The sequence below is a fragment of the Nocardia sp. CC213A genome, assembly GCF_030766805.1.
In the GTDB taxonomy this organism is placed as follows: Bacteria; Actinomycetota; Actinomycetes; order Mycobacteriales; family Mycobacteriaceae; genus Nocardia; species Nocardia otitidiscaviarum.
This window is the reverse complement of record NZ_JASFXA010000018.1, coordinates 1-19359: the sequence shown is the minus strand read 5'-3', so window position 1 is coordinate 19359 and position 19359 is coordinate 1. Positions and strand designations below refer to the sequence as shown.

The following is a 19359-nucleotide window of genomic DNA, read 5'->3' as shown; positions in this document are numbered from 1 at the left end:
TCAGTTCTCCACGAGGTCGTAGTGGAACACCTTGGCGATGATCCGCCAGCGGCCGTCCACCTGAACGAAGGTGAGCAGATCGGTGAAATGCTTGGCCCCGAGCGCGCATTCGACGCGCGCCAGGGCGGTGACGGGACCGGCGAACTCGACCCCGAGGATGCGGTCGCGCCGCTCGTCGCCTCGGGCCGCGGGCGCTTCCCGGGCGGCGACGACCGGGAAGTACTCGTCCATGGTGAGCCGCAGCAGCGGCCCCTCGGTGGCGGTGGCGTAGATCGCCTGCGGATGGAAGACCCGGTCCAGCAGGGCGGTATCACCGTAGTAGAGCCCGTCGAAGTACAGCCGCAGCGCCTCCCGGATACCCGCCTCGGCACCGCCGCCCGCCGCCGCGTGATCTCGTGCCCGGTCGCCGCCGGAGGTCGCCGTTCTCCCGGTGCTCATGAGCCGACCCGCGCAAGCGAGCGGTCGCCCGTCCACCGCATCGCCGCGGCGGCGACGCGTCGGCCCAGGTGTTCGGCGGTCGCGAGATCGCCCGGCCCTGGCGCGATCTCGGGGGCGGCGTCGGCGGGCGCGTGCGCCATGGCCCCGAGGAAGCCGCCGATGCGGTTGAGGTCGTCGACGGATTCGAAGTCGCCGGGCAGCAGGCCGAGCCCCACCCACACCATGCCGTGCTGCATGGCGAACAGCGCCAGCGCCTGCAAGGTCGCCAGTTTGTCGCCGCTCACCCCCGCCGAGGTGGTGAATCCCGCCGCCAGCTTGTCCCGCCACTGCTGCCGCGCCCACCGGCCCGACGTCGCGTCCAGGAACGCCTTGAAGGGAGCCGACGGTCCGCCCATGTAGGTGGGGGTGCCGAAGATGATGGCGTCGGCGGCGTCGATGGCGGCCCAGGCGGAGTCGTACTCGTCGACGGAAACGAGGGTGACCTCGGTGCCCGGTACCGCCGCCGCGCCCCGGCGTACGGCCTCGGCCTGCTGGCGGGTGTGGCCGAAGCCGCTGTGGTAGACGACGGCGATGGTGCTCATACGCGTTCCTTTCAACTGGTGGTGAGATCAACGCTAGGAACCGCACAGCGATAACACCACGACATAGTTTGGATATCGGATATAAGCTGAAGTTATGGATGTCGATATCCGCGATCTCGAACTGCTGGAGGCGCTCGGCAGCCACGGCACCCTGACCGCGGCCGCCCGCCACCTCTACGTCAGCCAGCCCGCACTGAGTCAGCGGCTGCTACGCCTGGAGGACCGCCTCGGCCTGCCGCTGTTCGACCGGCGCGGACGGAATCTGGTGCCCAACGACGCCGGTCGGCGCATGCTCCAGGCCGCCGGGAGCGCTCTCGGCGAATTACGTTCGGCGCGTATGGATCTGCTCGAACTCGGCGCGGGCCGCACCCGGCCGGTGCGCATCGCCTCCCAGTGCGCGGCCAGCTACGAGTGGATGCCGTTGGTGCTCACCCGTTTTCGCCAGCGCATGCCCGACGCCGAGGTTCGCATCGAAACCGTGCGCGATGACGAGATGATCGACGCGCTGCTCGAGGATCGGCTCGATATCGCCATGATCGCCAAACTGGATCGCCGCATGGACCGAGTGCGGCTGGAGCGGTTGTTCGACGACGAGATGCGCGCGGTGGTGGCGGCTCATCATCCATGGGCGCGGCGCGATCACGTCACCGTGGCCGATTTCGACGACGTGCACCTGGTGCTACCGGATTCCTATGATCAGCAACGGATTCCGGCGCCACCGCTGCCGGTGCCGGAGGGCGCGCGCTACGGTCGGCTGACCACGGTGGCGACCGGATTCGATGTGATCATCGAACTCGTCGCGGCGGGCGATTCGGTGACGGTCATGCCCGCCTGGGTGGCCGAGCGGACGCGCGAGCGCAGTGATGTGACAGCGGTCCGTGTGGGAGCCGTACCGGAGCGGCGCACCTGGTATTGCGCCACCCGGCACGATGAGACATCCGCGCCCGTAGAGACTTTCGTGGAGCTGGTGATCGAGCAGATGGGAAGACGCTGATCCGGTCGAGCCCGACCGAACGGGCCCGGCCCATCAGTCCCGGCCCAAGAACCCCCGACCGATCGACTCAGTGCAGCTGGTTCTGCGCCGGTTCCAGGCCGACGCGCAGCAGCAGTTCCACCGCGTCGGCGGCCTGCTCGACGATCACCGGGACCTCTTTGCGCTCCGGGCCGGAGAAGGGCTTCAACACGAAATCGGCGGGGTCCTGACGGCCGGGCGGACGGCCGATGCCGAAGCGCACCCGCAGATAGTCCTTGGTGGTGAGCGACTGGGAGACCGAGCGCAGGCCGTTGTGGCCGCCCTCGCCGCCCCCGCGCTTCAAACGCACCGTGCCGAACGGCAGATCGAGTTCGTCGTGCACCACGATGACCTCGGTCGCGGGCACGGAGAAGAAGCGGGCCAGCGCGGCGACCGGGCGGCCGGACAGGTTCATGAAGGTGCGCGGCTTGGCGATCAGCACCTTGCGCCCGTCCAGGCGCGCCTCCAACAGGTCGGCGCCGGACTTCTTGTGCACGGTGAAACGACCGCCGACGCGCCCCGCGAGCACGTCGGCGACCAGGAAACCGACATTGTGCCGGGTGCGCTCGTACTCGGGTCCGGGATTACCCAGTCCGACCACCAGCGCGGGCCCGGCTGTTGCCTCGGTCATGTGAACCGTTGCGGAGCAGTATTACTCGGCGGCTTCGGCGGCAGCCTCGCCCTCGGCCTCGGCTTCGCCCTCGGCGGCCTCGGCGGCGGGGGCGGCGATGATGTTGACGATCAGCGCATCGGCATCACCGGCCAGGGTGACGCCCTTGGGCAGCTCGATGCGGCCGGCGGTGATCTGGGTGCCGGCCTCGATGCCCTCGACGGAGACCTCGATGGACTCGGGCAGCTTCATGGCGTCGGCCTCGACCGAGAGGACGGTGGCCTCCTGGGTGACCAGGGTGCCCGCGGCGGCCTCGCCGACCAGGGTGACGTGCACGTCGGCGACGACGCGCTCACCGCGCTTGATGACCAGCAGGTCGGCGTGCTCGATGTAGCGGCGGATCGGGTGCACGACCACCGACTTGGTCATCGCCAGCTGCTTCTTGCCCGCGATGTCCAGGCTCAGGATGGCGTTGGTGCCGTGCTCACGCAGGATGGCGGCGAACGCCTGGGCGTTCACGGCCAGATGCTGCGGATCGGAGTTGTGGCCGTACAGCACGGCGGGAACATTGCCGTCGCGACGGGTGCGACGCGCGGCGCCCTTGCCGAACTCGGTGCGTACGGTGGCTTCGAGAAGGTTGGCGTCGGACATGAGAGGTCTACTCCTACGGCTCGGACTCTGTCGGCTGCACACCAGGGGACCCATCCCCGGTTGGTGTTGGTCTGCTCGTCCGGCAAGGGAGAACGAACATGGACGGCCGATAGCCGAGCCGCGTCGATCACGGTGGGCACAGGTGCCAACACCCTCGCCGAGACAACCCGAAGAGATTAACACGCGCCGAACGCACCCCGAAAACGCACCCCCGTCCCGGGACATGCCACACGCGCCACTTCGAAGCCTAGATCCCTCGCGCGCGACCCGCACCCCGAATTTCTCAACCGGTCGGTCTCTTCACCGCGCACCCGTCCGCCCACCCCGTATCGCCACCGCACCGTCGCCCCCATCTCGCGTACCTTTCCGGCCGCATGGCACACCGCCATCCCGCCCGCTGCGCACGACAAGTGCGGCGACCCTATCCCCCCGGCGTGCCGTCACCGCATGCCCCGCCCGGCCCCGGCGGACAGCGGAAACGCCCGCTGTCCACGCCCGCTCGCGGGATCCAGGCCCGGGATCGGCGCGGCCTAGAATCGCGGGGGTGAGTATGGCGCGCCTGGGATCCATCACCCTCGACTGCGATGACCCCGCCGCACTGGCGACCTTCTGGTCCACACTGCTCGGCGGGGAGATCACCTACTCCACCGCGACCGTCGCGGTGGCCCGGGTCGGCGATCTGCTGATATCCGCGACCCGCGTCGAGGACTACCGCCCGCCCACCTGGCCCGAGGACGCCCTGCCCAAGCAGATCCACCTGGACCTCGGCGCGGACGACCTCGACGCCGCGGAAGCCGAAGCCGTCCTGGCCGGCGCCACCCCGGTCGCGAAACAACCCGCCCCCGAACGCTTCCGCGTACTCCTCGACCCAGCCGGCCACCCCTTCTGCCTCACCCTGACCGCCAACCTCACCCGGCTCGGCCTCCACCCCCGCCCCTCCTCGCACGCAGGGGGAACCGGTGGCGGCGGCGGCCCAGTAGACCCCGCCACCAGTTCCCCCTGATCTTCTCGGGGGGGGCGAGGAGTCCAGCCCACGGGCGGGATGGTGGTCCGGGGCCGCTACCCTGGAGCGGTTGCCGATGCCTCGAAGGAGCTCCCGTGACTTCCCCGACCACCCCGACCGACGCCGTCCCGCGACGGTTGGCCGACGAGGTCGCGCGGCGGCGAACCTTCGCGGTGATCTCGCATCCCGACGCCGGTAAGTCCACGCTGACCGAGGCTCTCGCCCTGCACGCCAAGGTGATCTCCGAGGCCGGAGCCATCCACGGCAAGTCCGGGCGCAAGTCGACCGTCTCCGACTGGATGGAGATGGAGAAGGCGCGCGGCATCTCGGTCAGCTCGACCGCCCTGCAGTTCGAGTACGGCGACTGCGTGATCAATCTGGTGGACACCCCTGGCCACTCCGACTTCTCCGAGGACACCTATCGCGTACTCACCGCGGTCGATGCCGCGGTCATGCTCATCGACGCCGCCAAGGGCCTGGAACCGCAGACGCTCAAGCTGTTCCAGGTGGCGCGCGACCGCGGCATCCCGGTCGTCACCGTGATCAACAAGTGGGACCGGCCGGGTCAGGCCCCCCTCGAACTGCTCGACGAGATCGTGGACCGGATCGGCCTCACCCCCACGCCGCTGTTCCTGCCGGTCGGTATCGCGGGTGACTTCCGCGGCCTGCTGCGGCGCGGCGAGGAGGGCGCTCCCGTCGAGTACATCCACTTCACCCGCACCGCGGGCGGCGCGACCATCGCGCCCGAGGAGCACTACACCCCGGAGCAGGCCCTCGAGCGCGAAGGCGATGTCTGGGTGACCGCCGCCGAGGAGAGCGAACTGCTCTCCGCCGCGGGTCAGGACCACGACCAGGAGCTGTTCCTCGCGGGCCACACCTCCCCCGTCATCTACGCCTCCGCCATGCTGAATTTCGGTGTGCGCCAACTGCTCGAGACGCTGGTGCGGCTCGCCCCGCCGCCCGCCGCCCGCAAAGACGTGACGGGCACGCCACGCGAGACCACCGATCCGTTCAGCGCCGTGGTGTTCAAGGTGCAGGCCGGAATGGATACCGCGCACCGCGACCGGCTGGCCTTCATGCGCGTGGTCTCCGGCGAATTCGAGCGCGGCATGGTGGTGACGCACGCCCAGACCGGCCGCCCCTTCGCCACCAAGTACGCGCTCACCGTCTTCGGCCGCGAACGCACCACCGTCGACACCGCGTACCCGGGCGATGTGGTCGGCCTCGTCAACGCCAACGCGCTGGCCCCGGGCCACACCCTCTTCGCCGGGAAGAAGGTGGAGTTCCCGCCCATCCCGTCCTTCGCGCCGGAGCACTTCGCCACCCTGCGCGCCCGGAGCGCGGGCAAGTACAAGCAGTTCCGCAAGGCCATCGACCAGCTCGACTCCGAGGGCGTGGTGCAGGTGCTGCGCAATGACGTGCGCGGCGACGCCACCCCGGTGCTGGCCGCCGTCGGGCCGATGCAGTTCGAGGTCGTCACCGCCCGCATGCAGGCGGAATTCAATGTCGAGACCCAGCTCGACCGCCTCCCCTACTCGCTGGCCCGCCGCACCGACGCCGAATCGGCCCCGGAGTTGGCCCGCCAGCGCGGCGTGGAGGTGTTCACCCGCAGCGACGGCGTCCTGCTGGCGCTGTTCGGCGACAAGTGGAAGTTGCAGTACATCCAGAAGGAGCTGCCGAAACTCACGCTGGAGCCCCTGGTCGCGGGCGCGGAGTAGGCTCGCCCGCCATTGCCCGCCGCCGGTTGAATGAGAGCGCTGGCCGTCGGCGCGACGGGCGGTCGGTCAGCCCACTTGGTCGCCTCAGGCGGTGAGAGCGCGAGCAGTCGGCACGACCGGAGATCGCTCAGCCCACGGTCACCTCAGGCGAGTGAGAGCGCAAGCCGTCGGCACGACCGGAGATCGCTCAGCCCACGGTCACCTCAGGCGAGTGAGAGCGCGAGCAGTCGGCACGACAGGCGGCCGCTCAGCCCATGGTCGCCTCCGGCGGGCTGGGCTCGGTGCGGTTGGCGTCCGCGGGTTCGCGGGCGATGAGCCCCCAGCGGCTGGAGGTGAGCCGCAGGCTGGGCAGATCGGACAGCGACAGCACCACCTCGTAGGTGCGTTCGTAGCCGGTGTGCGCGATCCGCCAGACCCCGTCCTCGCACTTCACGTACTCGTCGGTGTAGAAGGCCGCCCCGCGTAGCAGCATATTGTGGCCGGGAATGAGCACCGTGTCGGCCAGGTACCAGGTGCCGGTGGCGGTATCGCCGTCGACGTCGATCTCCGGGTGGTCGCAGCGGTGTTCGGTGATGACGTGTGGTCCGAGCGTGTTCCGCATGAAGGCGAGGAAGGCGTCGCGGGACTCGAACTGCAGGTACTCGCTGTAGGTGGCGGTCGCCTCCGGGACCATGGTGTCGGCGAACTCGTCCCACGCCTTGGTGTCCAGGGCGCGCAGGTAGCGGAACTTCAGCCGGCTGATCGCGGCGACGGCATCGGCGTCCATACCTCCCACAATCCCATCACGGATACGGGATTCTCGCCGATTGGCGCAGATCTGTACCGATTCGCTATCGCCCCGGCATCCCAGCGGTATCGAATGCCGGATCGGCGGTCACGAGTCGATGCTGAAGCAGGTGTGGCAGAAGTCCTCGCCGAACTCGGTCAGCCGCAGACTCTTCCGCACGATCTTGGGCACCCGTCCGGCCTTCTTCAGGGCCGCCTCCACCACCGGCTGCACCTCGAGCACCATGTAGCGGCTCAGCACCACCGGATCGTCGGAGGTCATGGTGAGGCCCAGCCGGTTCAGGTTGATCAGATAGAGGCGCGATCGGTCCGGATAGCGCACGCCCGCCTGCTCGGGGACCGAGGTCAGATCGCCCGCGACCAGCTCCGAACCGATGCCGAGCGGCCGGTTGGTGCGCACGTCCACCGACGGCTGCGGGCCGTTCAAGGCCATGAACCGCAGGATGCGCGCCTCGTCGGGGGCCAGCTCGTCGAGGATGCGGTCGTAGGCCGGATGCACGTCCTCGGTGAAGTACACATCCGCCGAGCGCGCCAGCAGCGCGTCGCCGCGGCGACGCAGATCGTCCGCGCTGGCCGAGCGGATGAGGCTGCCGTTGACGGGCAGCGCCTGCTGCGCCGGCCCCGCGGGTGTGGGCACATAACTGACGATCTCGCGCACCGACCCCTCGGTGACGCCGAGCGCGCTGCGCGCGATGGACCGCAGCGCCGCCCCCGTGCGCTCGGCGATATCGGCCGACGACTCGCCGTCCAACGCGGCCTGAGTGAGCTGCTTGGTGATCTCGAACGAGGTGTCGACCGCCCACTGCCCGCTGCGCACCGCCGTGCCGACCGCCAGTCCGGCAGCGCGGAAGGCCCCGCGAATCAGCCGCGCCTCATTGCTGATCTGACGCTGCTCCACATCCGAGCTGCGCTCCACGGCACGGGAACCCGGACGGACCACCGCGTGCCCGGTCCTGTCGTCTGCCACGTCTACTCCGAAGTTCGCCAGGTGAACGAAACCGTTCACAGATTATGCCGCCGACAGACCCCAGGCACGGTGAACCGGTCAGCCATGCGAAGGCTACCCCGTCCTCGCCCGGCGACACCCGCCCAACATGACCCCCGACACCGTCAACCGAATGGGATATGGCTGTGGTCCCCGCCATTGTGGCGGCAGCGTCCGCGCGACGACACATCGGGGTGGGTGTTTGTGACCGAGATCTCGGCGCGGGCGAACCCGCGGGTGGACCCGCTACCTGAATCGACAGTAAGGTCCGACTGCCGACGGGGTGCTAACTTGAGCGTGCCGGTACAGCGGCTCGTACCGGTAGGGGTCGGCAGGAGGGTGTCGTGCTAGAGAGTGTTTTCGGAATCCACCCGACCATTCTGCTGGAGATCATTACTATTCCGTTGTTCACGGGGGTCATCGGCTACATCACCAACTGGACCGGTGTGCTGATGCTGTTCAAACCGCTCAACTTCCACGGCATCCGGATGCCTGGGTTGGCGGCGTTGTTTCCGTACCTGCCCAAGCGAATTCAGGTGCTGCCACTGCTGCAGTACGACGGGCGGATGGGCTGGCAGGGGATCGTTCCGTCACGTGCGGACAAGATGGCGTCCATCGCGGTGGACAAGGGGTTGGCCAAACTCGGGAGCGTAGCGGACTTCTATCGGGAACTGGAACCCGACAAACTGGCTGAACATCTGACCGAAATAGCGGAAGTTCAGATCCGCGACATCGTTGAAGAGATCTTGAAGCGGGAACATCCGCAACTCTGGTACAACCTGCCCACGCAGGTTCGGGAGCTGATTCACGAACGCGTCCGGCAGCAGCTGCCCGAGATTCTGCGGGAGCTCACCGATGAACTCGGCGCCAACATCGATCAACTGCTCGACGTCAAGCAGATGGTGATTCGCTACTTCCAAGCGCGGCCGCAGTTGCTGAACAGTGTTTTCCAGGTGCTGGGCGCCAAGGAACTGCGGTTCATGCAGAATTTCGGCTTCTACTTCGGCGCACCCATGGGCCTGGTCCTGGTCGCCATCCTGCAGACCGGCCGGATCTACGAGATCGGCTGGCTGAACACCTGGGTGGTGCTCCCCATCGGCGGCGTCATCATCGGCTGGGTGGTGAACTGGGTGGGCATCAACCTGATCTTCGAACCCGCCTACCCGAAGTGGTGGTGCCCGTGGCGACAGGGCCTGCTGATCAAGCGACAGCCCGAAATCACCGAGGGTTATGCGGAATTGGTATCGCGGGAGATCATGACCGTGGCCAATATCGGTGACGAGCTGCTCAACGGCCCGCGCTCGGACCGGACCGTACAGATGCTGGAGGACATGCTGCGCCCGGCCGCCGACCGGGCGCTCGGTCCGGCCAAGGGCGCGGTCAAGTTCATGCTCGGCAGCCGCGAGTACGACACCCTCCAGTCGACCCTCACCGCCGAGGCCACGCGCATCGCGCCCATCGCCTTCGCCGACCCGTCGTTCAATGTGCAACAGGGCAAACAGGTCTCGGAGTACATCGCCAAACAAATGTCGGCGCTGAGCCCGCCCGAGTTCGTGGACATGCTGCGATCGGCCATCAAACAAGACGAATGGCTTTTGTTCGTCCATGGCGGCGCGCTCGGGCTGCTCGCGGGCTACGCTCACATCCTGGTCTTCGGAACAGGAGTAGCGACCACATGGATCTGAGCGAATCCGATGCGGACGGCGACGATCGGGAGTACTCGACCGAACTCGCCGTACGACCGACACCTCCCGTACCGGTCGTGCCGGAACCCGAGCGCACCAGCACCGTGCGCACCACCACCGGCGTGGTGCGAGTGGCGTGGTCGGCGTTGACGGAGGTGACGGCCTGGGGCGTCGGCACCGCGCTCGGCGTCACCGGGACCGTACTGCGCGGCAGCATGTCCGGGCAGCCGCCCCGCACCATCCTGACCGAAGCCGGTGCGCAGGTGCGGGATTCACTACGGCAGGCGCTCGGGGTGCATCCCACGCCCGGACCGGAGCCGGTGCCCGATACCGCCACGGTCACCGCCCTGCGGGCGCGCGGAGCCGAACTCCTACGGCAGTCGGCCGACCTGCACGGGGCCGAGGAGAGCCATCCCGCCTACGCCCGCATTCTCGGTGAGCTGGCCCCCGACGAGGCCCGGATAGTTCGATTCCTCTACCTGGACGGGCCGCAGCCCGCCATGGACATCCGCGTCAGCCGCACCGCCGGTACCCGCGGCGGCTGGTTCAACCTGCTCGGTGAGGACGCGGGCCTGCGCTACCCCAACCGCACCGACGAATACCTCACCAATCTGCGCCGTCTGGGCCTGATCGACCTGGGCCGCGAACCGCTCGGCAACCCCAACCGGTACCAGCTGCTGGAGGCCCTCCCCGAGGCGCGAAAGCTGCTGAAGCGGACCGGTTTCGGAACCAAGGTCCTCTACCGCACCATCGAGCTCACCAGCTTCGGCGGCGGCTTCGTGCGCACCTGCCTCCCGGTCCCCAGCCTGGACCAGGCGCTGTAGGTCGCCACCGAAAGCCCGCCACGGTTCCGCCGCCACCCCACCGTCGTTCGCGGCAGCAGCCGACCGGAGCGGCCCACGGCGACATTGCCAAGCGGCTGCCGGTATCTGGCAGACGCTCGAAGGCCACCGCCCGCGGTCGCCACCGATGAGCGGCCGGGGGGACGTGTGATCGGCTGCCTCAGGCGGGTGATCGGCTGGCTCAGGCGTTGTCGGCCAGTTCGAGCCAGCGTTCCTCCGCCGCGTCCTTCTCCGCCTGCACCTGCTTCAGCTCGCCGCCCAGGGTGATGAGCTTGTCCGGGTCGGTGGCCGCCGCGGCGAGGGCGGTGTGCAGCTTCTGCTCGCGTTCGGTGAGCTTCTCGATGGAACGTTCCAGTTTGGCGAGCTCCTTGCGGGCGGCGCGGTAGGCGGCCGCATCCGTGGTGGGAGCCGTGGTATTCGCCTGAGCGGCGGGTTTGGCGGGGGTGTTCCTGGCCTCGGTCGAGGCGCGCTTGCGAAGGTACTCCTCGATGCCGCCGGGCAGATTGGTGAGCTTGCCGTCGCCGAACAGCGCCCAGGTGGAATCGCAGATGCGCTCGATCAGGTAGCGGTCGTGGGAGATCACCACCAGGGTGCCCGGCCAGTTGTCGAGCAGATCCTCGAGCTGTTGCAGGGTGTCGATGTCGAGGTCGTTGGTGGGCTCGTCGAGCAGCAGCACATTCGGTTCGCTCATCAGAATGCGGGTGAGCTGCAACCGACGCCGCTCACCGCCGGAGAGGTCGCCGACCGGCGTGCGCTGCTTGGCCGGGGTGAAGCCCAGCCGCTCGGCCAGTTGACCGGCCGAGATCTCCTTGTCACCCAGCATCATTCGCTGCGCGACATCCTGCACCGCCTCCAGCACCCGCATACCCAGCGGCAGGTCGTCGAGTTCCTGGCGCAGCCAGCCGATGCGGACGGTCTGCCCCTGAATCCGCTTACCCGCCTTCGGGTCCGCGTCACCGGCCAGGGCGCGCAGCAGCGTGGTCTTGCCGGAGCCGTTGACGCCGACCAGGCCCACCCGCTCACCGGGCGCGAGCCGCCAGGTCAGATCGCGCACCAGCTCCCGATCGTCGGGGGTGGCGAGGGTGACGTCCTCGAGCTCGATCACCACGCGGCCCAGGCGTTTACGCGCGAAGGAGGCCAGTTCGACGGTGTCGCGCGGCGGCGGCACATCGGCGATGAGCGCCTCGGCGGCCTCCACCCGGTAACGCGGCTTGGAGGTGCGCGCCTGCGGGCCGCGCCGCAGCCACGCCAGTTCCTTGCGGGCCAGATTCTGCCGCCGCGCCTCGGCGGCGTCGGCCTGCCGGGCCCGTTCGGCGCGCGCGAAGATCCAGTCGTTGTAACCGCCCTCGTAGGTCTCCACCTTGCCGCCCACCACCTCCCACGTGCGGGTGGCGACGGTGTCGAGGAACCAGCGGTCGTGGGTGACGACCACGAGCGCGCTGCGCCGGGCCAGCAGATGCCGGGCCAGCCACTGCACGCCCTCCACGTCGAGGTGGTTGGTGGGCTCGTCCAGCACCAGCAGATCGAGATCGCGCACCAGCGCGGCGGCCAGTGCGACCCGGCGGCGTTCGCCGCCGGAGAGATTCGTGACGAGCGTGTCCATGCCCAGGTCGGCGATTCCGATGCCCTCGACCACCGAGCGAATCCGCGGATCGGACGCCCACTCGTGCTCGGCCACGACGTCCGGGCCGCCCGGCGCGCGACCGGCATCTCCCGTCGAACCGCCGGACGATGCCCACGCCGCCCGGTCTTCCGCCAGCCCGGCCAGCACCACCTCGCCGACCGTCGCCCCGTCCGGCAGCACCCCGCGCTGCGTGACCACCGCCATGCGCAGCCCGCCCATGCGGCTCACCCGGCCGCTGTCGGGCTGCTCGATCCCGGTCAGCACCTCCAGCAGCGTGGTCTTGCCGCCGCCGTTGAGGCCGACGACCCCGATCCGGTCCCCCTCGTGGATGCCGAGCGAGACACCGTCGAGCAGCGGCTTGATACCGAAGCTCTTGCCGACCTGCTCCAGATTGATCAGGTTGACCATGGGCTTGACCACCTCTCCGCGTGTGCTGCCGGTCGCGCGAATGTACTCACTTCGGGGCGCGGACCGGCGGCCACGACCGTGGAGACCGCTGGGCGTACCCAGCTCCTTACGAAATCAGCTGTCACCGGATCAGTGCATACCGGGGTCCGATACGACTCGGGCTCCGGGCACCGGGCCGGTGGCGGTGCGGACGCTGCGACAGACGCCCGCTCCCGAGAGTTCGGCGGCGACCGCCACCGCGGCCTCCTCGCTCTCGCACAGAAAAGCGCAGGTCGGGCCGGAGCCGGACACGATGCCCGCGAGCGCGCCCGCCGCGACGCCGCCGCGCAGGGTCCGGCGCAGCTCGGGTTTGAGCGACAGCGCCGCGGCCTGGAGGTCGTTGCCGAGCAGCGGTGCGAGCTGATGCGGATCGCCGGAGGCCAATGCCTGGAGCAGCGCTTCGGGGCTGTCCAGGCGGGGCGGGTCACCGGCCGCACGCAGCCGGTCCAGTTCGCGGAAGACCTCGGGTGTCGACAGGCCGCCCTTGGCAAGCGCCAACACCCAGTGAAAGCTGTTGCGGGACAGCACCGGAAGCAGCTTTTCTCCGCGCCCCCGGCCCAGGGCGGTACCGCCGTGCAGCGCGAACGGCACATCGCTGCCCAGTTCGGCGGCGATGTCCAGCAGTTGTTCGCGGCCGAGCCCCAGCTCCCACAGGTCATTGAGGCCCACCAGCGCGGCAGCGGCGTCGGCGCTGCCCCCGGCCATCCCGCCCGCGACCGGAATGCCCTTGTCGATGGCGATCTCCACCAGCGGCGCGCGGCCGTCCAGGTGCGCCAGTCGGACCGCCGCCTTCCACACCAGATTGGTGCGGTCGGTCGGCACCTCGGCCGCGCCCTCCCCCGTCACCTTCACCGCCAGCGAGCCCGCCGGAGCCAGGCGCACATCGTCGCTCAGCGACAGCGCCTGGAAAACCGTGGTGAGGTCGTGGTACCCGTCGTCGCGCAGATCGCCCACCCCGAGGTGCAGATTCACCTTCGACGGGGCGCGCACGACCACGGGACCGGGTACAACAGACAGCACGGGCCAAGCCTAGTGCGCACCGGCCGCCGATAACGAACGGCGGCACAGCCCGCCGGACATCCCGCCGACGCACCGTGCCGCCGTCACCGGATCGGCGGAAGTACCACCCACCGGCCGATCCGTGGCCTTCGGGTCTACAGCAGCGCACCGCCGGTGGCGTCGATCCACTGGCCGGTCACCCAGCGGGCGTCGTTCGAGGCGAGAAAGCCGACCACATCGGCGATATCCGCCGCCTGCCCGACCCGGCCCAACGGCGACATGGCCGAGACGTTCGCCTGTGCCTGATCGTTGCGCAGCCACGCGGCGTTCATATCGGTGTCGACGATGCCGGGTGCGACCGCGTTGACGGTGATGCCGCGCGCGCCGACCTCCTTGGCGAGGATCGAGGTGAAGGCGTCGAGCGCACCCTTGGTCATCGTGTACGCGACGAGTTCCGGCATGTAGGCGCCGTGGGTGAGCCCGGTGGAGATGTTGACGATGCGGCCGCCGTCGCGCATGCGCTCGAGCGCCAGCTTCGTGATGAAGAACGGGGCCTTGGTGTTGACGGCGAAGACGCGTTCGAAGGACTCCTCGTCGGTACCCGCGATGGGTTCCCGAATACCGTCGATGCCCGCGTTGTTGACCAAAATATCGAGGCCGTCGGCCTGGGCGTCGAAGGCATCGAACAGTGTCCGCGCGTCGCCGGGCGCACCGAGGGTGGCCTGAATCGCGAAGGCCGATCCGCCCGCCGCCTCGATGGCCGCGACGGTCTCCTTCGCGGCGGTCGCATTGCCGTTGTAGTGCACCCCGACCCGCGCCCCGTCGCGGCCGAGTCGTTCCGCGATGCCGCGGCCGATACCGCGGCTGCCGCCGGTCACCAGTGCGGTCTTCCCTGTCAGCGCGCCCATGTGCATGCCTTTCTCTAGCAGTCGCTACAGAAAGAAGATAACACATTGAATAGCGAGCGCTATAAAATAGATCCATGGCCGCACCGACACGGGGACGTCCCCGCTCCTTCGATCGAGACGCCGCACTGGACAAGGCGATTCGCCTGTTCTGGCGCAAGGGGTACGAGGCCACCTCCACCCGGGATCTCACCGAGGAGCTCGGCATCGGCGCGCCCAGCCTGTACGCCGCCTTCGGCGACAAGCAACAGCTGTTCACCGAGGCGGTGCACCGCTTCGGCGAGTGCTATGGCGGATTCGCCATGCGCGCCTTCGCCGAGGCGCCCACGGCGCGCGGCGCGGCCGAACGCCTGCTGCGCGAGGCCGCGGCGGCCTACACCGAACCCGGTCGCCCGGCCGGATGCATGGTGATCAGCGCCGGGGTCAATACCACCAACCGCGAGGTCGCCACACTGCTCCGGGACAAGCGCAATCACAATGTGGCCGTACTGGAGGAGCGCATCCGGGCGGATGTCGAGACCGGGACACTGCCCGCCGACACCGATCCCGCCGCGCTCGCGCGTTACACGGCGGCGGTTCTGCAGGGCATGTCCCAGAGCGCCCAGGACGGTGCGACCGCCGCCGAACTGGGCAAAGCCGCGGAACTCGCCATGCGCGCCTGGCCCGAGGAGATCGCGCACTGAGTTTTCCGGCGACAGGCTTGCGCCAGGTACCCCTTGGGGGTATGTTCATCGATGTCGGGGATACCCCCACACCGTATGATGAGCGCGAGAAGGAGTCTGACATGGCCACCAGCACCTACACCGTCACCGGGATGACCTGCGGCCACTGCGTCGGTTCGGTCCAGAAGGAGATCGGCAAGATCGATGGCGTCACCACTGTCGACGTGGACCTCGCGAGCGGTCTGGTGAAGGTGGAGTCGAACGCTCCCCTCGCGGACGCCGACGTCGTGGCCGCCGTCGACGAGGCGGGTTACCAGGTGGCGGGCTGAGATGAACGATCGACTGAGATTCGCCGCGTTCGGCGGCGGACTGGTCGTGCTGTTCGGGGCCGCGCTCGGGATCGGCGCCCTGGTGGGCGACCCGAGCCCGGCCCCCGGGCACGACACCGCGCAGAGCCAGGCGGCCGACGCCGACACCCTGGGCCTGGCCGACAGCGAATCCGGCTACACCCTCGGTGAGATCAGCGCTCCGACCACGGCGAATCAGCCCGGCGTACTGAGCTTCCGGATCACCGGACCGTCCGGAACCGTCACCGCCTATGACGAACAGCACGAAAAGGACCTGCACCTGATCGTGGCCCGCACCGACGCGGGCCAGTTCCGGCACGTGCATCCGGAGTTGGCCGCGGACGGCACCTGGTCCATCGACTGGACCTGGAAGGAACCGGGCACCTACCGGGTATTCGCCGACTTCGCGCCGACCGGCGGGCCGGGCGGGCTCACCCTGAGCCGGACCGTCACCGTCACCGGGCAGGCCGCACTCCAGCCCCTGCCGCCGCCGTCCCGGACCGCCGAGGTGGACGGGTACCGGGTCACCCTCACCGGTGAGCTGACCACCACCGGAAGCGAACTGAGCTTCACCGTCACCCGGGACGGCAAGCCGGTCACCGATCTGCGGCCCTATCTGGGCGCATACGGGCATCTGGTGGCGTTGCGGGCCAGCGACCTCGCCTACCTGCACGTCCATCCGCAGGGCGAGGTCGGCACGACACCGGCCGGACCGGAGGTGGCATTCCACGCGGAAGCGCCGACGGCCGGGGATTACCGTCTGTACCTGGACTTCTCGCACGGCAACGCGGTGCACACCGCCGAATTCACCATCACCGCCACCACCGCCCCCGCACCGGTCGATCCGGTGGGGCACGGAGCACACGAAGGAGGTCACTGATGAGCGCACCCACTGCCGAGCGGTCCGTCGAACTCGAGATCGGCGGTATGACCTGCGCCTCGTGCGCCTCCCGCATCGAGAAGCGGCTCAACAGGATCGAGGGCGTCACCGCGACGGTGAACTACGCCACCGAGAAGGCGAAGGTCAGCTTCCCGCAGTCGGTGACCGCCGACGACCTCATCGAGCACGTCACCGAGGCCGGTTACAGCGCGGCCGTGCACACCACCGAATCGGCGAGAAACGAAGCGGCCGAGGATGATTCCCGCCCCAGTGCCACCGCGGACCTACGGCACCGACTGTTGGCGAGCCTGGCGCTCGCACTGCCGGTGGTGGCCACGTCCATGATCCCGGCGCTCCAGTTCGACAACTGGCAGTGGCTCTCGCTCACGCTGACCGCACCCATCGTGGTGTGGGGCGGCGCGCAGTTCCACCGCGCCGCCTGGATGAACGCCCGGCACGCCACCGCCACCATGGACACGCTGATCTCGCTGGGCACCATCGCGGCCTTCAGCTGGTCGGTGTACGCGCTGTTCTTCGGCGACGCGGGCATGCCCGGCATGAAACATCCCTTCACCCTGAGCATTTCGCGCACCGATTCGGCCTCGACGCTGTACTTCGAGGTCGCGGCCGTGCTGATCGTGGCCATTCTGGCGGGCCGGTACTTCGAGACCCGGTCCAAGGAGAAAGCCGGATCGGCGCTGCGCGCCCTGCTCGAAATGGGCGCGAAGGAGGTGTCGGTACTGCGCGGCGGCGCCGAAACCCGCATCCCGGTAGCCGATCTGACGGTCGGCGCGGAATTCCTCGTCCGCCCCGGAGAGAAGGTCGCCACCGACGGCGTAGTGGTGAGCGGCAGTTCGGCCCTCGATATGAGCATGCTGACCGGTGAGTCCGTGCCGGTCGAGGTCGGGCCCGGCGACGAGGTGGTCGGGGCGACGGTGAACGCGGGCGGCATGCTGACCGTGCGCGCCACCCGCGTCGGCGCGGACACCCAGCTGGCGCAGATGGCCAAGCTGGTGGAGGACGCGCAGAACGGCAAGGCGCAGGTGCAGCGGCTCGCCGACCGGGTAGCCGGGGTCTTCGTGCCGATCGTCATCGCCATTTCGGTGGCGACGCTGGGCTTCTGGCTCGGCACCGGGACGGCCACCGCCGCCGCGTTCGGCGCGGCCGTGGCGGTGCTGATCATCGCCTGCCCGTGCGCCCTGGGCCTGGCCACTCCGACGGCGCTGCTGGTCGGCACCGGTCGCGGTGCGCAGCTGGGCATCCTGATCAAGGGCCCGCAGGTGCTGGAGTCGACCCGGCGCATCGACACCGTGGTACTGGACAAGACCGGCACCGTGACCACCGGCAAGATGACGCTGGCGCAGGTGATCCCGGCCGCCGGGCAGGACGCGGACGAACTGCTCGCGGTGGCCGCGGCGGTGGAGCACGGTTCCGAGCACCCGGTCGCCACGGCCGTGGTGGACGGTGCGGCGGCCGCCGGCCTGACCCTGGATCCGGTGGAGCAGTTCGTCTCCCACGGCGGCAAGGGCGTGCAGGGTCTCGTCGGTGAACGCGCGGTGGTGATCGGGCGCACCGCGCTGCTCGAGGATTGGTCGATCACCCTGCCGGAGTCGTTGGCACAGGCCAAGTCCCAGGCCGAGGACGCCGGGCACACCGCCGTCGTGGTGGCCTGGGACGGTACCGCTCGCGGCGTGCTGGTGATCGCCGACGCGATCAAATCCACCAGCGCCGAGGCGATTTCGGACCTGAAGGCGCTCGGACTCACCCCGGTGCTGCTGACCGGCGACAATGCCGCCGCCGCCCGCACGGTGGCGGATCGGGTCGGCATCACCGAGGTGATCGCCGAGGTGCTGCCCAGCGACAAGCTCGACGTGATCAAGCGACTCCAGGACGAGGGCAAGGTCGTCGCCATGGTCGGCGACGGCGTCAACGACGCCGCCGCGCTCGCCCAGGCCGATCTCGGTCTGGCCATGGGCACCGGCACCGATGTGGCGATCGAGGCCAGCGACATCACGCTGGTGCGCGGCGATCTGCGCACCGTGGCGGCGGCCATCCGGCTGTCCCGGGCCACCCTGGGCACTATCAAGGGCAATCTGTTCTGGGCCTTCGGCTACAACGTCGCGGCCATTCCGCTGGCCGCCGCGGGCATGCTCAACCCCATGCTCGCGGGTGCCGCCATGGCGCTGTCCAGTGTCTTCGTGGTCAGCAACAGCCTGCGCCTGCGCCGCTTCGCCTGAGCGGCACGCGAATCGACCGGGTCGGTCGGTACCCGCCCCAGCGGCGGCACCGACCGACCCGGTCGTCGCGGTACACCCTCTGCGTCTCGAACCCTCTGCGTCTCGACCCGATCCACCCGGGGTCGCCCACCGGCCGCCCCGCCGGTCTCGACCCGATCGACCCGGTCGGTCTCGGCCGATCCCACCGCCGGCTTCGAACCGATCCACTCGGTCGCCGATCGTCGCGCGCCGGTTCATGGCAGACTCCCCTGCGGCCATCCGTAGTCGATCCGAGAGGACCTCTCGTGACCACCCCCACCGGCCCCGATGGGCTGCCCAGCATTGCCGAATACCTCGCCTCGGCGGGTGTGCAAGTGGAGTCCGTCGCGCCCGAAGCCGCTGGCGCCCCACAGATCTCGATTCCGGTGCCGGAGGGGTGGCAGCAGATGAACCCGGCGCAGTTCCCCGGCGCGTACGGGGTGTGGGCGACCGCGCCCGAGGGCGGCTGGGCCGACAACGCCGTGGTGCTGGTCGCGAAGTTCTCCGAGCCGATGGACTCGTCCAAACTGCTGGAGTGCGGGTTCACCGATGCGCGGCGGCTGCCGGAGTGGCAGGAGCTCGATACCCACACCGGCGAGTTCAACGGCTTCCCGTCCTCCGCGATCACCGGCACCTACGTGGTCGAACCGATGACCCTGTGGGCCTACAACCGCTATGTCATCGTCGAGGATCGGTATCTGGTGCAGCTGACCGTCACCACCCGCGCCGACCACGACGGCGCCGACGCGGCGGCCATTGTCGCGGGACTGGCCGTCTCGGCCTGAAACCGGTGCGGCCGCCGCTGACTCGACCCTGATCTCCGCCCCCACCAGGCACGGCGGCCTCACCCAGCACGGCGGCCTCACCCAGCACGGCAGCTCACCCCAGCACGGCAGCTCACCCCAGCACGGCAGCTCACCCCAGCACGG

General features: G+C 69.3%; 18 protein-coding genes and 1 pseudogene. 10 read left to right on the top strand and 9 right to left on the bottom strand.

Annotation, left to right across the window (positions count from 1 at the left end; genetic code table 11):
* Both QJS31_RS27710 and QJS31_RS27705 read right to left on the bottom strand, forming a co-directional pair.
* On the bottom strand, nt 1–438 hold the full coding sequence (locus QJS31_RS27710) for a nuclear transport factor 2 family protein (RefSeq protein ID WP_282780422.1): 438 nt from the start codon (nt 436–438) through the stop codon (nt 1–3).
* Entirely contained in the window at nt 435–1019 is a 585-nt protein-coding gene (locus QJS31_RS27705) for a flavodoxin family protein (RefSeq protein WP_306358097.1), read from the bottom strand. Before QJS31_RS27705 ends, QJS31_RS27710 begins: the two co-directional genes overlap by 4 nt.
* A 94-nt stretch (nt 1020–1113) precedes the next feature.
* Here QJS31_RS27705 and QJS31_RS27700 point away from each other — a divergent pair, with 94 nt between their 5' ends.
* A complete protein-coding gene (locus tag QJS31_RS27700) occupies nt 1114–2013 on the top strand; it encodes a LysR family transcriptional regulator (protein WP_306358096.1) in 900 nt (299 codons plus the stop codon).
* A gap of 67 nt (nt 2014–2080) precedes the next feature.
* Here QJS31_RS27700 and pth read toward each other — a convergent pair whose 3' ends face one another.
* A complete protein-coding gene (gene pth / locus QJS31_RS27695; protein WP_143979369.1) occupies nt 2081–2662 on the bottom strand; it encodes an aminoacyl-tRNA hydrolase in 582 nt (193 codons plus the stop codon).
* A gap of 21 nt (nt 2663–2683) precedes the next feature.
* A complete protein-coding gene (locus tag QJS31_RS27690; protein WP_282780415.1) occupies nt 2684–3292 on the bottom strand; it encodes a 50S ribosomal protein L25/general stress protein Ctc in 609 nt (202 codons plus the stop codon).
* 550 nt (nt 3293–3842) lie between these two features.
* On the opposite strand from QJS31_RS27690, the pseudogene QJS31_RS27685 reads away from it, so the two are divergent.
* Nucleotides 3843–4187 (top strand): annotated as a pseudogene (locus QJS31_RS27685) (VOC family protein); the annotation flags it as partial.
* A gap of 203 nt (nt 4188–4390) precedes the next feature.
* Nucleotides 4391–6013, top strand: a complete 1623-nt coding sequence (locus tag QJS31_RS27680; protein ID WP_282780413.1) for a peptide chain release factor 3 — start codon at nt 4391–4393, stop codon at nt 6011–6013.
* Between the two features lie 247 nt (nt 6014–6260).
* Here the strand turns inward: QJS31_RS27680 and QJS31_RS27675 are convergent, their stop codons facing one another.
* Complete coding sequence (locus QJS31_RS27675) at nt 6261–6779, bottom strand: nuclear transport factor 2 family protein (RefSeq protein WP_282780411.1); 519 nt, start codon at nt 6777–6779, stop codon at nt 6261–6263.
* 108 nt (nt 6780–6887) lie between these two features.
* Nucleotides 6888–7766 carry an Abi-alpha family protein gene (locus tag QJS31_RS27670; protein ID WP_282780409.1) on the bottom strand — a complete coding sequence of 293 codons (879 nt, stop codon included), beginning with the start codon at nt 7764–7766 and terminating at the stop codon, nt 6888–6890.
* Between the two features lie 362 nt (nt 7767–8128).
* On the opposite strand from QJS31_RS27670, the gene QJS31_RS27665 reads away from it, so the two are divergent.
* Together QJS31_RS27665 and QJS31_RS27660 are read left to right on the top strand one after the other, a co-directional pair.
* A complete protein-coding gene (locus QJS31_RS27665) occupies nt 8129–9469 on the top strand; it encodes a hypothetical protein (protein WP_143979365.1) in 1341 nt (446 codons plus the stop codon).
* Nucleotides 9460–10293: an Abi-alpha family protein gene (locus QJS31_RS27660; protein ID WP_282780406.1), complete on the top strand. Its 834-nt coding sequence runs from the start codon at nt 9460–9462 to the stop codon at nt 10291–10293. Before QJS31_RS27665 ends, QJS31_RS27660 begins: the two co-directional genes overlap by 10 nt.
* 199 nt (nt 10294–10492) lie before the next feature.
* Here QJS31_RS27660 and QJS31_RS27655 read toward each other — a convergent pair whose 3' ends face one another.
* From QJS31_RS27655 to QJS31_RS27645, 3 genes are all read right to left on the bottom strand, one after another.
* Nucleotides 10493–12343, bottom strand: coding sequence for an ABC-F family ATP-binding cassette domain-containing protein (locus QJS31_RS27655; protein WP_306358095.1), 1851 nt, complete (start codon nt 12341–12343; stop codon nt 10493–10495).
* Nucleotides 12344–12472: 129 nt separating this feature from the next.
* Entirely contained in the window at nt 12473–13402 is a 930-nt protein-coding gene (locus QJS31_RS27650; protein ID WP_282785672.1) for a 4-(cytidine 5'-diphospho)-2-C-methyl-D-erythritol kinase, read from the bottom strand.
* 134 nt (nt 13403–13536) lie between these two features.
* Nucleotides 13537–14289 carry an SDR family oxidoreductase gene (locus QJS31_RS27645; RefSeq protein ID WP_306358094.1) on the bottom strand — a complete coding sequence of 251 codons (753 nt, stop codon included), beginning with the start codon at nt 14287–14289 and terminating at the stop codon, nt 13537–13539.
* A gap of 74 nt (nt 14290–14363) precedes the next feature.
* On the opposite strand from QJS31_RS27645, the gene QJS31_RS27640 reads away from it, so the two are divergent.
* The 5 genes from QJS31_RS27640 (at nt 14364) to QJS31_RS27620 (ending at nt 19215) form a co-directional block, all read left to right on the top strand.
* Nucleotides 14364–14969, top strand: a complete 606-nt coding sequence (locus QJS31_RS27640; protein ID WP_306358093.1) for a TetR/AcrR family transcriptional regulator — start codon at nt 14364–14366, stop codon at nt 14967–14969.
* Nucleotides 14970–15070: 101 nt separating this feature from the next.
* Nucleotides 15071–15277 carry a heavy-metal-associated domain-containing protein gene (locus QJS31_RS27635; protein WP_195144373.1) on the top strand — a complete coding sequence of 69 codons (207 nt, stop codon included), beginning with the start codon at nt 15071–15073 and terminating at the stop codon, nt 15275–15277.
* A 1-nt stretch (nt 15278) separates the two neighbouring features.
* Entirely contained in the window at nt 15279–16175 is an 897-nt protein-coding gene (locus QJS31_RS27630) for a hypothetical protein (RefSeq protein ID WP_282785675.1), read from the top strand.
* Nucleotides 16175–18412, top strand: a complete 2238-nt coding sequence (locus QJS31_RS27625) for a cation-translocating P-type ATPase (protein WP_306358092.1) — start codon at nt 16175–16177, stop codon at nt 18410–18412. The genes QJS31_RS27630 and QJS31_RS27625 overlap by 1 nt, the downstream gene beginning before the upstream one ends.
* Nucleotides 18413–18696: 284 nt before the next feature.
* Complete coding sequence (locus QJS31_RS27620; RefSeq protein WP_306358091.1) at nt 18697–19215, top strand: LpqN/LpqT family lipoprotein; 519 nt, start codon at nt 18697–18699, stop codon at nt 19213–19215.
* Nucleotides 19216–19359: the final 144 nt, after the last annotated feature.

Bases quoted from the DNA above. Each gene is read 5' to 3' on its own strand.
- QJS31_RS27710 (WP_282780422.1), bottom strand. From the start codon at position 438: ATGAGCACCGGGAGAACGGCGACCTCCGGCGGCGACCGGGCACGAGAT.
- QJS31_RS27705 (WP_306358097.1), bottom strand. From the start codon at position 1,019: ATGAGCACCATCGCCGTCGTCTACCACAGCGGCTTCGGCCACACCCGC.
- QJS31_RS27700 (WP_306358096.1), top strand. From the start codon at position 1,114: ATGGATGTCGATATCCGCGATCTCGAACTGCTGGAGGCGCTCGGCAGC.
- pth (WP_143979369.1), bottom strand. From the start codon at position 2,662: ATGACCGAGGCAACAGCCGGGCCCGCGCTGGTGGTCGGACTGGGTAAT.
- QJS31_RS27690 (WP_282780415.1), bottom strand. From the start codon at position 3,292: ATGTCCGACGCCAACCTTCTCGAAGCCACCGTACGCACCGAGTTCGGC.
- QJS31_RS27675 (WP_282780411.1), bottom strand. From the start codon at position 6,779: ATGGACGCCGATGCCGTCGCCGCGATCAGCCGGCTGAAGTTCCGCTAC.
- QJS31_RS27660 (WP_282780406.1), top strand. From the start codon at position 9,460: ATGGATCTGAGCGAATCCGATGCGGACGGCGACGATCGGGAGTACTCG.
- QJS31_RS27655 (WP_306358095.1), bottom strand. From the start codon at position 12,343: ATGGTCAACCTGATCAATCTGGAGCAGGTCGGCAAGAGCTTCGGTATC.
- QJS31_RS27645 (WP_306358094.1), bottom strand. From the start codon at position 14,289: ATGGGCGCGCTGACAGGGAAGACCGCACTGGTGACCGGCGGCAGCCGC.
- QJS31_RS27640 (WP_306358093.1), top strand. From the start codon at position 14,364: ATGGCCGCACCGACACGGGGACGTCCCCGCTCCTTCGATCGAGACGCC.
- QJS31_RS27635 (WP_195144373.1), top strand. From the start codon at position 15,071: ATGGCCACCAGCACCTACACCGTCACCGGGATGACCTGCGGCCACTGC.
- QJS31_RS27630 (WP_282785675.1), top strand. From the start codon at position 15,279: ATGAACGATCGACTGAGATTCGCCGCGTTCGGCGGCGGACTGGTCGTG.
- QJS31_RS27625 (WP_306358092.1), top strand. From the start codon at position 16,175: ATGAGCGCACCCACTGCCGAGCGGTCCGTCGAACTCGAGATCGGCGGT.